General features: G+C 72.2%; 13 protein-coding genes. 7 read left to right on the top strand and 6 right to left on the bottom strand.

Annotated features, from left to right (window positions below; genetic code table 11):
- The first annotated feature begins 89 nt into the window (after positions 1-89).
- The 3 genes from rsgA (at position 90) to H4N64_RS34905 (ending at position 3142) form a co-directional block, all read left to right on the top strand.
- Positions 90-1181 carry a ribosome small subunit-dependent GTPase A gene (gene rsgA, locus H4N64_RS34915; RefSeq protein WP_186286545.1) on the top strand — a complete coding sequence of 364 codons (1092 nt, stop codon included), beginning with the start codon at positions 90-92 and terminating at the stop codon, positions 1179-1181.
- 81 nt (positions 1182-1262) lie between these two features.
- Positions 1263-2654 carry a DNA-3-methyladenine glycosylase 2 family protein gene (locus H4N64_RS34910; RefSeq protein WP_186286568.1) on the top strand — a complete coding sequence of 464 codons (1392 nt, stop codon included), beginning with the start codon at positions 1263-1265 and terminating at the stop codon, positions 2652-2654.
- Positions 2655-2656: 2 nt separating this feature from the next.
- Positions 2657-3142, top strand: coding sequence for a methylated-DNA--[protein]-cysteine S-methyltransferase (locus H4N64_RS34905; RefSeq protein ID WP_186286567.1), 486 nt, complete (start codon positions 2657-2659; stop codon positions 3140-3142).
- Here H4N64_RS34905 and H4N64_RS34900 read toward each other — a convergent pair.
- Together H4N64_RS34900 and H4N64_RS34895 are read right to left on the bottom strand one after the other, a co-directional pair.
- Positions 3139-3507: a PPOX class F420-dependent oxidoreductase gene (locus H4N64_RS34900; RefSeq protein WP_186286544.1), complete on the bottom strand. Its 369-nt coding sequence runs from the start codon at positions 3505-3507 to the stop codon at positions 3139-3141. The two genes, H4N64_RS34905 and H4N64_RS34900, sit on opposite strands and share 4 nt — an antisense overlap.
- A gap of 61 nt (positions 3508-3568) precedes the next feature.
- Complete coding sequence (locus tag H4N64_RS34895) at positions 3569-4051, bottom strand: DUF456 domain-containing protein (protein ID WP_186286543.1); 483 nt, start codon at positions 4049-4051, stop codon at positions 3569-3571.
- A 169-nt stretch (positions 4052-4220) separates the two neighbouring features.
- Here H4N64_RS34895 and H4N64_RS34890 point away from each other — a divergent pair, with 169 nt between their 5' ends.
- From H4N64_RS34890 to H4N64_RS34880, 3 genes are all read left to right on the top strand, one after another.
- On the top strand, positions 4221-5441 hold the full coding sequence (locus tag H4N64_RS34890; protein ID WP_186286542.1) for a PP2C family serine/threonine-protein phosphatase: 1221 nt from the start codon (positions 4221-4223) through the stop codon (positions 5439-5441).
- A 77-nt stretch (positions 5442-5518) separates the two neighbouring features.
- Positions 5519-7261 (top strand): pyruvate dehydrogenase, encoded by a 1743-nt coding sequence (locus tag H4N64_RS34885; RefSeq protein ID WP_186286541.1) that lies wholly within the window; start codon positions 5519-5521, stop codon positions 7259-7261.
- A gap of 244 nt (positions 7262-7505) precedes the next feature.
- Complete coding sequence (locus tag H4N64_RS34880) at positions 7506-7988, top strand: ATP-binding protein (RefSeq protein WP_186286566.1); 483 nt, start codon at positions 7506-7508, stop codon at positions 7986-7988.
- A gap of 64 nt (positions 7989-8052) precedes the next feature.
- On the opposite strand, the gene H4N64_RS34875 is transcribed toward H4N64_RS34880, so the two are convergent.
- Both H4N64_RS34875 and H4N64_RS34870 read right to left on the bottom strand, forming a co-directional pair.
- Positions 8053-9102 carry a DUF2637 domain-containing protein gene (locus H4N64_RS34875; RefSeq protein ID WP_186286540.1) on the bottom strand — a complete coding sequence of 350 codons (1050 nt, stop codon included), beginning with the start codon at positions 9100-9102 and terminating at the stop codon, positions 8053-8055.
- Positions 9103-9406: 304 nt separating this feature from the next.
- On the bottom strand, positions 9407-10255 hold the full coding sequence (locus tag H4N64_RS34870; protein ID WP_186286539.1) for a (2Fe-2S)-binding protein: 849 nt from the start codon (positions 10253-10255) through the stop codon (positions 9407-9409).
- A gap of 155 nt (positions 10256-10410) precedes the next feature.
- On the opposite strand from H4N64_RS34870, the gene H4N64_RS34865 reads away from it, so the two are divergent.
- The gene (locus H4N64_RS34865) at positions 10411-11202 is read left to right on the top strand and encodes an FCD domain-containing protein (RefSeq protein WP_186286538.1); all 792 of its coding nucleotides are present in this window, start codon (positions 10411-10413) and stop codon (positions 11200-11202) included.
- Positions 11203-11212: 10 nt separating this feature from the next.
- Here the strand turns inward: H4N64_RS34865 and H4N64_RS34860 are convergent, their stop codons facing one another.
- Both H4N64_RS34860 and H4N64_RS34855 read right to left on the bottom strand, forming a co-directional pair.
- A complete protein-coding gene (locus H4N64_RS34860) occupies positions 11213-11986 on the bottom strand; it encodes a hypothetical protein (protein WP_186286537.1) in 774 nt (257 codons plus the stop codon).
- A gap of 157 nt (positions 11987-12143) precedes the next feature.
- The gene (locus tag H4N64_RS34855; RefSeq protein WP_186286536.1) at positions 12144-13817 is read right to left on the bottom strand and encodes a PucR family transcriptional regulator; all 1674 of its coding nucleotides are present in this window, start codon (positions 13815-13817) and stop codon (positions 12144-12146) included.
- Between the last annotated feature and the right edge of the window lie 17 nt (positions 13818-13834).

Raw genomic sequence — 13834 nt, 5'->3', positions numbered from 1 at the left:
CAAGTCCACCTCCGTGGCCACCGGCTGAACCCACTCTCTCCTCGCGTCCAGCGACGCGTGCCGGGGGCCGCCCTTGTGAAGGGTCACCCTTGACTTCCAGCTCTGCTTTCTCCTCGCTCGTCCCTTACGGCTGGGACGACGCCTGGGCGGACGAGTTCGCCCCCTACGACGCCGAAGGACTGATCGCCGGGCGCGTCATCCGTGTCGACCGCGGGCAGTGCGACGTCGTCACCGCCGACGGAGTGCTGCGCGCCGACACCGCCTTCGTCACCCCCGACGACCCGATGCGGGTCGTGTGCACCGGTGACTGGGTCGCCGTGGAACCCGGAGGCAACCCGCGCTATGTACGGACGTATCTGCCGCGCCGTACCGCCTTCGTGCGCTCCACCTCCTCCCAGCGGTCCGAGGGGCAGATCCTCGCGGCCAACGTCGACCACGCCGTCGTCGCCGTGTCGCTGGCCGTCGAACTCGATCTCGGCCGTATCGAACGGTTCCTGGCGCTCGCCTGGGAATCGGGGGCGCAGCCCGTGGTCGTGCTCACCAAGGCGGACCTCGTGCCGGACGCGGTGACGCTCTCGCATCTCGTTCAGGACGTCGAGACGACGGCGCCGGGTGTGCCGGTGCTGACCGTCAGCGCCCATCTCGACGAGGGGCTCGACGTCCTCACCGCGGTCGTCGGCGGCGGTACGTCCGTACTGCTCGGGCAGTCCGGCGCGGGCAAGTCGACCCTCGCGAACGCGCTGCTCGGGGCGGAGATCATGGACGTCCAGGCCACGCGCGACATCGACGGCAAGGGACGGCACACCACGACCACACGCAATCTGCTTGCCCTGCCGGGCGGCGGAGTCCTGATCGACACGCCCGGGCTGCGGGGCGTCGGGCTGTGGGACGCGGAGAGCGGCGTCGGGCAGGTCTTCTCGGAGATCGAGGAACTGTCCGCGCGCTGCCGCTTCCACGACTGCGCGCACGAGACCGAGCCGGGGTGCGCTGTCCTCGCCGCCATCGACTCCGGGGAACTTCCCGAGCGGCGGCTCGACAGCTATCGGAAGCTGATGCGGGAGAACCAGCGGATCGTCGCCAAGACGGACGCGCGTCTTCGGGCGGAGATCCGACGGGACTGGAAGCGGAAGGGGGCGGAGGGAAGGGCGGCGATGGAGGCGAAGCGCAACGGCTGGCGCTGAGCGTGGGCGCAGGCCGGGTGGGATGCCATGTCCGAATCCCGCTGGCCCCGTCCCTGGCCCTCGCCCACACTGGAACGCGTGATGGACGAAGACACCAGGTACGAAGCCGTACGCAGCCGGGACGCCCGGTTCGACGGGGAGTTCTTCTTCGCCGTCGAGACCACCGGCATCTACTGCCGGCCCAGTTGCCCCGCCGTCACCCCGAAACGCCGTAACGTCCGCTTCTTCGCGACCGCCGCCGCCGCGCAGGGCTCGGGATTCCGGGCCTGCCGGCGGTGTCGGCCGGACGCCGCGCCGGGCTCGGCCGAGTGGAACGTCCGTGCGGACGTCGTCGGCCGGGCCATGCGGCTGATCGGCGACGGCGTGGTCGACCGGGAGGGCGTCGCCGGGCTCGCCACCCGGCTCGGCTACAGCCCCCGGCAGGTGCAACGCCAGCTGACCGGCGAACTCGGCGCGGGCCCCGTCGCGCTGGCCCGCGCCCAGCGGGCGCACACCGCTCGCGTCCTGTGCCAGACCACCGAGCTGCCGATCACCGAGATCGCCTTCGCGTCCGGGTTCGCCAGCGTGCGGCAGTTCAACGACACCATCCGGACGGTGTACGCGCAGACGCCGAGCGAGTTGCGCGCCGCGGCCGCCCGATCCCTCCGGCGCCGCGGCACCCCGACCGCCGGGATCCCGCTACGGCTCGCCCACCGCGGCCCCTACCAGTCCGGCGCCGTCTTCGATCTGCTCCAGGCCGAGGCCGTGCCCGGCGTGGAGCAGGTGAGCGGCGCTCACGGCCGGCGCACCTACCGCCGTACCCTCCGCCTGCCGCACGGCACGGGCATCGTCGCCGTCGACGAGCGGCCCGGCGTCAGCAGAGCCGACACCGGTACCCATCCCGGCGGCTGGCTCGACGCCCGTCTGCATCTGACCGACCCCCGCGACCTCACCACCGCCGTCCAGCGACTGCGCCGCCTGTTCGACCTGGACGCCGACCCCTACGCCGTGGACGGGCGGCTCGGCGCCGACGCACGGCTCGCCCCGCTGGTCGCCGCCCGCCCCGGACTCAGGTCGCCCGGCGCCGCCGACCCAGAGGAACTCGCCGTACGCGCGCTTGTGGGCCCCGCCGGTGCCGAGCGGCTGGTGCGCCGGTACGGCAAGACGCTGGACGCGCCCTGCGGGAGTCTCACCCACCTCTTCCCGGAACCGGCCGTCCTCGCCGAGGCCGAGCCGCACGGCATCCTGGGCGCGCTCACCGCAGCCCTCGCCGACGGCGCAGTACGCCTGGACGCGGGCGCCGACCGGGACGACGCCGAGCGGGCGCTGCTCGCCCTGCCCGGCCTCGATGCCCGTACCGTCGCCGTGGTGCGCACCCGTGCCCTCGGCGACCCGGACGTCGCGCCGCCCGGCGTCGACGTCCCCGACAGCTGGCGCCCCTGGCGCTCGTACGCCCTGCGACACCTGCGCACAGCAGGGGAGTTGGAGTCATGATCATGAGCACGCTGTGGACGAGCCTCGACAGCCCCGTCGGGCCCCTTCTGCTCACCGCGGACCCGGAGAGCGGTGCTCTCACCTCGCTGTCCGTGCCCGGTCAGAAGGGCGGCCGGAGCGTCCAGGAGGGCTGGCGGCACGAGCCCGGCGCCTTCCGGGACGCCGAGGAGCAGCTCGCCGCCTACTTCGTGGGGGAGCTGAAGGAGTTCCGGCTGCCGCTGCGCGCCGAGGGCACCGAATTCCGCACGAAGGTGTGGGATGCCCTCGACACCGTGCCGTACGGCGGGACCACGACGTACGGCGAGATCGCCGCGCGGATCGGCGCCTCCCGGGCGGCCGTCCGTGCCGTCGGCGGCGCGATCGGCGCCAACCCGCTGCTGATCGTCCGCCCCTGCCACCGGGTGATCGGCGCGGACGGCTCCCTGACCGGCTACGCCGGCGGCCTGGAGCGCAAGACGGCCCTGCTGACGCTTGAGAGCGCCCTCTAGCCCTCCAGACCCCAGCTGTGGATCCGCCGCGGATGGATGCGGATCACCTCCTCGCTGAAGTGCGGGCCCAGCCCGTGCGGCCCTGTGAGCAGCTCCGCCTCGCCGCGGATGTCGACCCCGCGCACCTTCCACGGCCGTACGCTCACGAGGTCGTCCACGACCAGGGCGACCAGGGGGTTCCGCTGGAGATTGCGCCACTTCTTGGTCCGGCCCATCTCCATGCCGCCGATCAGGATCGTCCCGTCCTCCTGGGGGAAGAAGCCGACGGGGTTCGCCTGCGGCTGTCCGTGCGGGTCGACGGTGGCCAGCCGGCCCAGTCGCTGGGTCTTCAGGTACGCCCGCTCCGCCTCGCTGAATTCGGTCATACGGTCACCCAAGCACGGCGGCCCGCCCCGCACATCGGGACGTCGGCCTAGGTCCGCGGCCCTACCCCCAGATCACCAGGCCCAGCCACGCCCCCGCGATCAGCAGACAGGTGAACAGCTCGGCCAGCACGCTGGAGCCGCCCGAGCGCATCGCCGTGCGCAGGGCCGCCCTCGCCTCGGCGTGCCGGCCCAGGCGGAGGCGTTCCTCCAGGTAGATGCCGGCCATGAAACCGGGGATCGCACCGACCACGGGAATCAGGAAGAAGCCGAGTAACGCCCCCGCTCCGGCGTACACGCCCATCCGGCGGGTGGCGCCGCTCGCGCGCAGCCGCCGGGGCGGCAGGGCCCAGCGGACCACCTGGGAGAGGAACAGGGCGACGGTCGCCCCGACCAGCAGCCACCACGCCACCGCCCGCGGGTCCTTCAGCGCCCACCACATGATCGCGGCCCACACCAGCCACGACCCCGGTACGCCGGGCACCAGCACTCCGCACAGGCCGAGCAGGATGACCGTGCCGACCAGCAGGAGATCCCACACTCCCATCTGACCAGAGTGCCGGAGCCAGGATGGGCCCGCAGGTCAGCGTTCCCGGCCCACCCGGCCGCGCTCGTAGGCGTACGGGTTTTCCGGGTATCGCATCCGCGTTCTACCCTTCACTCGATTTTCGGGATGCCCCGTTTTCATACGGCCCATGCGGTGGACAATTAGGGGCATGAGCCAGCAGGGGGGAAGGCCCACCGGTCGGGAGGACGACTGGTGGATGCAGCTGTACGACGAGACGACAGAGGACACAGGGCCTTCGGCGGCGCCGGATTCTCTGGACGACAGGTTCGCCTCGGCGTCGACCACGCTGAAGAAGACGCTGTCCGCCCAGCCCGCGGACGGCGCCCCGCCCACGCCTGACAGCGCGACCGACCCCCCGGCACCCGCCCCGATCCCCGAGCAGCGGACGGAAGCCGTTCCCGCACCCACCGTCGACTACGTGGGCTCCGGCCCCCCGACCTACGAAGCCGAACCCACCGCCCTCCCACCCGCCGACCCCGACGACCTGGACGACCTCGTCGCCGACACCGTCCTCGACGGCGCCCACTACGGCGCCTGCACCCTCCGTGCCGTCTCCGTGCGAGGCGACTCCGCCCGCTACCGGGGTGAACCCCGCCGCGACTCCCTCCTGACCGCCCGCTTCGGCACCGGCGACGCCGCCCTCGTCCTCGTCGCCATGGCCACCGGCGCCCGGGCCACCCCCGGCGCCCACCGCGCCGCCGCCGAGGCCTGCCACTGGATCGGACGGGCCGTCGGCCGCAGTCACGAGCGCCTCGCCGAGGACATCCGCGCCGCCCGCCGAGGCGACCTCAAATCAGGCCTGCACCGTCTGACCGACCGCAGCCTCGGCAAGCTCCGCGCCAGCGCCGCCGAACAGGGCGTCGACCCGGAGGAGTATGCGGCCACCCTGCGCTGCCTCCTCCTGCCCGCCGACCCCGAGTGCCGTACCCGCGTCTTCTTCGGCGTCGGCGCCGGCGGTCTGTTCCGGCTCAGGGACGGCGAGTGGCAGGACATCGAGCCGCGGGTCACGGACGTCGTCGGCGAGCCCGTCGTGGGGTTCGGCTCGATGCCGTCCGAGACCCCCGAGGGCGACCGGCTCACCATGGACCTGGGCATCCCCACGCCCCCGAGCCCCTACGAGCCCGCCCCGGAACCACCCCGCGAGCACTTCCGCTTCCGTGCCTCGGTCGCCCGTCCGGGTGACACGCTTCTGATGTGCAGCGGAGGTCTCGCCGAACCCCTGCGCGGCGAGGCAGAACTCGCCCGCCACCTGACCGGCCGATGGTCCGGCCCCACCCCGCCCGGCCTCGCCGCGTTCCTCGCCGACACCCAGATCCGGGTCAAGGGCTACGCCGACGACCGTACGGCCGCCGCCGTCTGGGAGACCTGACCGAGCGAACCGCGCGGCCCTGTGCCTCCAATGGAACCCGGAGGAATCGAAGGAGACCGAAGGGGCAGACCGCAGCCATGGCCAAGCAGAACGTCGCGGAGCAGTTCGTCGACATCCTCGTCCGCGCCGGGGTCGAGCGCCTCTACGGCGTCGTCGGCGACAGCCTCAACCCCGTCGTGGACGCCGTACGCCGTAACTCCGGCATCGACTGGGTGCACGTACGGCACGAGGAGACCGCCGCCTTCGCCGCCGGCGCGGAGGCCCAGATCACGGGCAAGCTGACGGCCTGCGCGGGCTCCTGCGGACCCGGCAACCTGCACCTGATCAACGGCCTCTACGACGCCCACCGCTCCATGGCCCCCGTCCTCGCGCTCGCCTCACACATCCCCTCCAGCGAGATCGGCCTCGGCTATTTCCAGGAGACCCATCCGGACCAGCTGTTCGGCGAGTGCAGCCACTACAGCGAGCTGATCTCCAGCCCCAAGCAGATGCCCCGGCTGCTCCAGACCGCCATCCAGCACGCGGTCGGCCGCTCCGGCGTCAGCGTGGTCTCCCTGCCCGGCGACATCGCCGACCAGCCCGCCCCCGACAAGCCCGTCGAGACCGCCCTCGTCACCACCCGGCCCACGGTCCGCCCCGGCGACGAGGAGATCGACCGGCTCGTCCGGATGATCGACGCGGCCGACAAGGTCACCCTGTTCTGCGGCAGCGGCACGGCGGGCGCGCACGCGGAGGTCATGGAGTTCGCGGAGAAGATCAAGTCCCCGGTGGGGCACGCCCTGCGGGGGAAGGAACACATCCAGTACGACAACAAGTTCGACGTCGGCATGAGCGGTCTCCTCGGCTACGGCGCCGCCTACGAGGCCACCCACGAGTGCGATCTGCTGATCCTGCTCGGCACCGACTTCCCGTATAACGCCTTCCTGCCCGACGACGTCAAGATCGCCCAGGTCGACGTCCGGCCCGAACACCTCGGCCGCCGCTCCAAGTTGGACCTGGCCGTGTGGGGCGACGTACGCGAGACCCTGCGCTGTCTCATCCCCCGGGTGCGGATCAAGGAGAACCGGCGCTTCCTCGACAAGATGCTCAAGAAGCACGCCGACGCGCTGGAGGGCGTCGTCAAGGCGTACACCAGGAAGGTCGAGAAGCACGTCCCGATCCACCCCGAGTACGTCGCCTCGGTGCTGGACGAACTCGCCGCCGAGGACGCGGTGTTCACGGTAGACACCGGTATGTGCAACGTCTGGGCCGCCCGTTACATCACCCCGAACGGCCGCCGCCGGGTCATCGGCTCCTTCTCCCACGGTTCGATGGCGAACGCGCTGCCCATGGCGATCGGCGCCCAGTTCACCGACCGTCGCCGTCAGGTGGTGTCGATGTCCGGCGACGGCGGATTCTCCATGCTGATGGGCGACTTCCTCACACTGGTGCAGCACGATCTGCCCGTGAAGGTGGTCCTCTTCAACAACTCCTCGCTCAGCATGGTCGAGTTGGAGATGCTGGTCGCAGGACTGCCGTCGTACGGCATCACGAACAAGAACCCCGACTTCGCGGCCGTCGCCCAGGCCTGCGGTGCCTACGGCGTACGCGTGGAGAAGCCCAAGCAGCTCGCGGGGGCCCTGAAGGACGCCTTCGAGCACAAGGGCCCGGCCCTCGTCGACATCGTCACCGACCCCAACGCCCTGTCCATCCCGCCGAAGATCAGCGCCGAGATGGTCACCGGCTTCGCCCTGTCCGCCTCGAAGATCGTCCTCGACGGCGGAGTGGGCCGCATGCTCCAGATGGCTCGCTCCAACCTCCGCAACGTGCCCCGGCCTTAGGGGTCGCGTACGGCCGGATCGGCAGGCGGTGGTGGACAGTTCGGCCGATGTGTCCTCGTCCCGTGCCGCCCGAGAGGTCCGCTTCGGCGCGTCGGCACCCCGCCGTTCACCCCGGTGTGACCCCTTCGTGGCCGAACGCCTGGTCGTTGACGATTCGACATGACTGTCGCGTGCCCGACGGGGCATGGTTCCCGTGAACGTGTTCGAGCAGGAGGGGAACGACATCGGCACGGGGGCGGGGGTCATGAAGAGGCAGGTACGAGGGGGCGGTCCCATCGCGATCGGGGCCTTCTCGACGGACACGACGGGGGACAGGGCCGACGGGACCGGAGAACCGGCGCCGACGAGCCGTCTCAGGCGCAGGCTCGGGCGCGCCGACCTCAGGGCGGTGCCCGAGACACGCAGGGAACTGAGGAAGCTCTTACAGCACTGGGGCAGGCCCGGACGATCCGAGATAGCGGAGCTGCTGACCAGCGAGCTCGTCACCAACGCCCTGGTCCACACCGACCACGACGCGGTCCTCACCGCGACCGTGGGACCGAGCGGACTGCGGGTGGAGGTACGGGACTTCGTGGCCCGCAGGCCCAGGATGTGCGTACCGAACGCCGACGACGGTACGCACGGCAGGGGCCTGGTGCTGGTGGAGTCCCTGGCGGACGCGTGGGGCGTACGGCCGCACGGGGTGGGCAAGGCGGTGTGGTTCGAACTGGACGCGGAGGCCGCATGACGACGGGAGGGGGTACGACCTGACGCCGTACCCCCTCCCGTGGTTCGTCCGAGGAGAGCGGTTTTCAGCCGAACTGCTGCTCCAGGTCCTTGAGCTTGCGCTCCAGGGAGTCCAGGCGCGGCAGGGCCATGGTGTCGTCCTCCGCGGTGAGATCGACCGTCACCGGGTCAGAACCTTTGCGTACGGGCTGAAGTGAGGGACGCGTACGTACGGGCAGCTGCTCCGGCGACGATATGGCAGGCTCCGCGGTGACCCGGTCGGAGCCGCGCTCCACCGCCTGCACCTCGACCTCCACCTGCCGTCCGCCGCCACGGCCGACGAGCCCGCGGTGGCCGCGGCTGATCGCCTTCAGCTGAGCGCGCTCCACGCGCTGCTGGTCGCGCCGCCGCAGTCGCTGCTCGTCCTTCTTGATCTTGTCCTCGCGCACTTCCTCGACCGCCTCGTCCAGGCTGCGCACACCCTCCAGGAGCATGAGGGACCAGGCCTTGTAGGTCTCCCGGGGCGCCCGCAGCCAGCGGACGATACGGATCTGCGGCAGCGGCCTCGGCACCAGACCCTGCTCGCGCAGGGCGGCCCGGCGGGTCTGCTTCAGCGCCCGGTCGAAGAGCACCGCCGCGGACAGGGACATGCCGGCGAAGAAGTGCGGGGCGCCGTCGTGGCCGATACCCCTGGGCGCGTGCACCCAGTTGAACCAGGCCGCGGCGAACGCGAACGTCCATACGAGTATCCGGGAGCCGAGTGCCGCGTCACCGTGGCTCGCCTCGCGCACCGCGAGCACGGAGCAGAACATCGCCGCCCCGTCCAGGCCGAACGGGACCAGGTACTGCCAGCCGTTCGTGAGGCCGAGGTTCTGCTCGCCGAATCCGACCAGGCCATGGAAGGAGAGCGCCGCGGCCACCGCGGCACAGCAGAACAGGAGCACATAGGAGACCGTGCCGTATATGGCCTCCTTGCGCCTGCGGCGCTCTTCGCTGCGCTCCCACGAGTCGTCGGCACTCGTGTCCTTCCCCGAGGAGCGCTTTCCGCGCGCGAGCACCGCCACCGCCGCCAGCGTGCCCAGGAGCAGTACGGCGCCCGGAAGCAGCCAGTTCAGCGATATGTCGGTCAGTCTCATCTGGGGTCCCTTGCATTGGGATAGGGCGTAACGCCCGCCATAGTGGCCCAATCCCTCCGGCCCTCAGGGGGTTTCGGGGCAAGAGGCCGCCAAGGAGGTGCAAGGGGATGCCCAGGGCGGCGTTCTGCTCGAACTGCCGCTTGAGGGGCGGGAGTTGAGTTCGAATAAGACTACCCGTACGGGCGGTTCCACGGAAAGTTCCTGCGACGAGTGAGGAAGTTGTGAAACCCCTGTAACCGTGCGGGCGGTCCCCTGGGGTCGATCCTACGGGAGTGCGCGGAGTGCTCGTGCCCGCGCGCGTGGCTCAACTCGCCGTCGCCAGCGGCTTGCTGACGCGCTCGGCCTCGCAGGTGCGCGGGCAGGTGGCGCAGGCGTCCTCGGGGCGCAGGGTGTAGAACATGCAGCAGCTCACCCGCTCCCGGGTGGCCAGCGGCTCGCCGTCCGGTCCCGTCAGCACGCGGAAGGCGGCGGAACCGGCGTACGGCTTGGTCGAGCCCGGCAGCAGCAGCTCCAGCTCGCGCATCGCGCGCTCCTCCTCGCCGAGGAGCTGGGCGACGTACCACAGGCTCTCGACGATCTCGTCGGTCACCATGCCCCACAGGGCGCGCCCGCGGCGGCGCATACGCGGCCCGAAGCCGGCGAGGACGGGTTCGAGGTGCTCGGCGACGGCGCTGCGGACCTCGGCGCGCAGGGCCTCCTCGTCGGGGACCACGCGGGCGCCGGGGAGGTCGGCCGCCGGGTCGCCGGGCAGACAGGCGAAGCCGGCGGTCGGGCGGACCGCCATCCGGCCGATGGGGAGGCCGGGTGCCGTGCGGTCGTAGGAGACATGCGTCACGGGGAGGCGGGGGACGCGGCGGTGCAGGAACCAGGGGGCGGTGATCAGGAGGCAGGCGGGCCAGGTGTAGCGGTGCAGGCCGAAGCCGGCGGTGACGTCCGGGCGGGCCCGCTGGTCGTAGTCGCGCTGGACCTGCTCGTCGTCCCAGGCCAGGAAGGCGTCGAGGGGGGTGCCTCCGGCGGCGAGCTCGGCCGCGGAGACCCAGCCGGGGCCGCTGGGGGTGGGGTCCGTGGGGCCGAGTTCGGTCACCGCGAGTGACGGGAGGACCTCGGTGAGCCGTATGTACGCGTCCGTGGTGGCCGAACGGGGCACAGGCATACGGGACTCCCGATTCAGTGCGGTTTTCAGGTAAGCCTTACCTTACCCAAGATCGATTGGATTTGAACTGACGCCCTGTGCGCTTATGGTGCTTGACGGACGAGTAACAACCCGCCGTAATGACCCCAAGACCGACACGTCCGCAGGAGGAGCCCGTGAACCAGGGTGCGCAGGGCTCCGCCGAGGCGCGGGCCGCCGAGATACCGGGGGTTTCGCAGCTCCGGGGCGAGGCCAGGGTGCCGGCCCAGCCCGGCGCCGCGGAGGTGGCCCGGGTCCGCGGCGAACACACCCACAGCGAAACGCCGATTCCACGCCCTCGGGCGGCCGTCCAGCGTTCCTCGGTGCGCGGTCAGATCCTCGACGCACTCCGTACGGCGCTGGTGACGGGGGAGTTGGCCCCCGGCGAGGTCTACTCGGCTCCCGTGCTCGGCGAACGCTTCGGTGTCTCCGCGACCCCGGTCCGTGAGGCCATGCAGCAACTGGCCCTCGAAGGCGCCGTGGAGGTCGTACCGAACCGGGGCTTCCGGGTGGTGGAGCGCGGCGCCCGTGAACTGGCGGAACTGGCCGAGGTGCGCGCCCTGATCGAGGTCCCGGTGATGCTGCGCCTGGTGCGAACGGTTCCGCCCGAACGCTGGGCCGCCCTGCGCCCGCTGGCGGAGGCGACGGTACGGGCCGCCTCCAGCGGCTGCCGGGCGACGTACGCCGAATCGGACCGTGCCTTCCACGCGGCGGTGCTGTCGCTGTCCGGCAACGAACAACTGGTCCACATCGCCGAGGACCTGCACCGCCGCTCCCAGTGGCCCCTGGTGGGCGCCCAGCCCGGCCGCGGCCGCGCGGACCTCATCGCGGACGCGGCCGAGCACACGGCGCTGCTGGACGCACTGATCGCCCGGGACCTGGAAGTGGTCCGGGCCTTGGTGGGGGAGCACTTCACGGGGGCCTCGTAGGCCCCCTGGTTCACGCCGTCGCCGCTCCCGTGGCCGGCGGTCCCTGCGCCAAGTGCCGGGCGAGCCACGTCGGTACGCCGCCCAGCAGCCGGAACAGGCGGCGCGCTTCCTCTCGCAGACGGGAGGCCTCCGGTTCCGGCTCCGCGTCCGCCAGCGATGCCAGCGCGGGGGCCGTGCCGACCAGGTAGCCCAACTCCTCCCGGATCCGCAGGGACTCCGCGAAGCCGTGCCGTGCCTCCGCCAACTCGCCGTCCCGCAGCGCCAGTCCGGCCAGATGGCGCCAGGTGAAGGACAGCAGCAGCGGATCCGCATGGGCCGTCGCCGCCGCGTGCGCCCGGCGGTAGGCCGCCCGTGCCGCCTGCGGGGAGTGCGCCAGGTTCTCCGCCAGCAGCCCCCGGCGGAAGTCCAGCAGTGCCCGGCCCGGCGCCCCCGGAGGGATCAGCGCCGCCGCCCGCCCCAGCGCCGCCCGCGCCTCGTCCGCCCGGTCCCGGACCGTGTGCAGCGTGGCCGCATAGGCAAGTTGCCCGCGTTCACAAGCGGCCGCCCCCCGCTCCTCGTCGCTGTGCGCCACGGCCTCCGCCGTACGCAGCGCGTCCTCCGCGTCCTCCCAGCCCTGCTCGGTGTACAGACACCGCTCCACCAGCAGCGACGCCCGTTGCAGGGACGCCGCGGGAGTGTCCGGCCGTAGCAGCGCCGCCGCGTCGGCCCAGCAGGCCCGCGAGCGCAGCCGCCATACCGCGGTCTGGAGTGGATCGTCACCGGCGGTCGTTCCGTTACCAGACATGGCGGTATGCGCCACGTTGCCCTCCCCGAGCACGCCCTTGAGCTTTGAGTGGTGGCCGCATTTCAGCATCTGCGGCCCACGCAGGCCAAGGGGGTAGGTGAAGGATTTCACAAAGTCGTGGGACAGCGGCCCCGGTCGAAGCATGCCCGTGATGACCTCAGCTCATCCGCAACGCCAGGAAGAAATCGAGCTTGTCCTCGAGCCGGGACAGGTCCCGGCTCGTCAACTGCTCGATTCTCCCCACCCGGTAGCGCAGTGTGTTGACGTGGAGGTGCAGCCGGGTCGCACAGCGCGTCCACGAGCCGTCGCAGTCCAGGAACGCCTCCAGCGTCGGGATCAACTCGGCCCGGTGGCGGCGGTCGTAGTCCCGCAGCGGGTCCAACAGGCGTGCGGTGAAGGCCCGGCGGACGTCGTCCGGGACGAACGGCAGCAGCAGCACGTGCGAGGCCAGCTCCTGGTGGCCCGCCGCGCACACCCGCCCCGGTCGCGCCGCCGCCACTCTTCGGGCGTGCCGCGCCTCCTCCAGCGCCCCGCGCAGTCCCTCCGCGGAGTGCACCGCCGCGCTGACGCCGAGCGTGACCCGGCCGTCGCCGTCGAGGCCGGCCGAGAGCGGGTCCCGGACCGACTCCAGGAGACGGTCGGCGAGGATGCCCTCCTCCGAGCCGTCGTGCTCGGACGACACCGCGGGCAGCGGGACCAGCGCGATGGCCTCGTCGCCCGTGTGCGCCACCGCGATACGGTCCGAGGGCTCCGGGCCCGTGGTCAGCGGGTCGACCAGGATCTCCTCCAGCAGCGACTGGGCCACCGGACCGCCCTCCACCTCGCCGCCCTCCCATTCGACGCGGGCCACCACGACCTGCCAGTGCGGGGCCGCGCCCAGACCGGGCAGCAGGACCGGCGCGGCCACCCTGAGGCGGGCGGCGATCTCGGCGGGCGCGGCGCCCGTCTGGACCAGCTCCAGGACCTCCTGCGCGAGACGGCGGCGCACCGTGCGGGCCGCGTCCCGGCGGTCCCGCTCGACCGCGATCAGCTGGGTGACGCCCTGGAGCAGGTCGAGCCGCTCCTCGGGCCAGTCCCCGGCGTCCGCCTCCACGGCCAGCAGCCAGTCCGACAGCACCGTCTCGCGCACATCCCGCGAGGCCTGCGGGGAGCGGCCGGTGCTGCGGATCGGGAACAGGGAGTACGGCGCGGAGTCGAGCGTGACCCGGTGCGGGCCGCGTCGGCCGGTGCGGGCTGCCGCCAGATGCTCGGCGGCGAGCTCGGCGCACATGTCGGCGGGCAGGGCCGGGCCGCCGACCTTCGAACCGGCGATCAGCCGTCCGGTGGGGGAGAGCACCCAGGCGCGCAGATCCAGGTCCGAGCCCAGGAGGTCGAGGACGACGTCCGGGCCGCCGCCCGCCGGGCCCGAGGTCATCATGCGGCGGTGCCGGTCCACGACCGCCGCGAGGTCCCCCGCGCGCTCGCCGGAGACCTGCCGTACGACATGCTCGGTGACCGTCGCGAAGGCCACCGACTCGTGCACGGCGAACAGCGGCAGGCGGTGCCGGGCGCAGGCCAGGACCAGGTCCTCGGGGACATCGCCGAGCTCGGCCTCACCGGCCGCGAGGGCGGCCACCCCGGCCTGCGCGAGGATCCGTACGAACGGCTCCGAGTCGTCGGCGTCCCGGCGCCAGGCCAGGCCCGTGAGCACCAGCTCGCCGCCCGACAGATAGCGGCTGGGGTCCCGCAGATCCGTGGTCATCACGCCACGGACGGTGCGGTCGAGCTCCTCTTCGCCGCCGAGCAGCTTGAGGCCCAGCGCGTCCGTGTCGAGCAGTGCGCGCAGCCGCATTCTCGTCGCCGCCGTTC

Source organism: Streptomyces cupreus, from assembly GCF_014257025.1.
GTDB classification, from domain to species: domain Bacteria; phylum Actinomycetota; class Actinomycetes; order Streptomycetales; family Streptomycetaceae; genus Streptomyces; species Streptomyces cupreus.
Note: the sequence above shows the minus strand (reverse complement) of the source record. Positions and strands in the feature narration are given on the sequence as shown.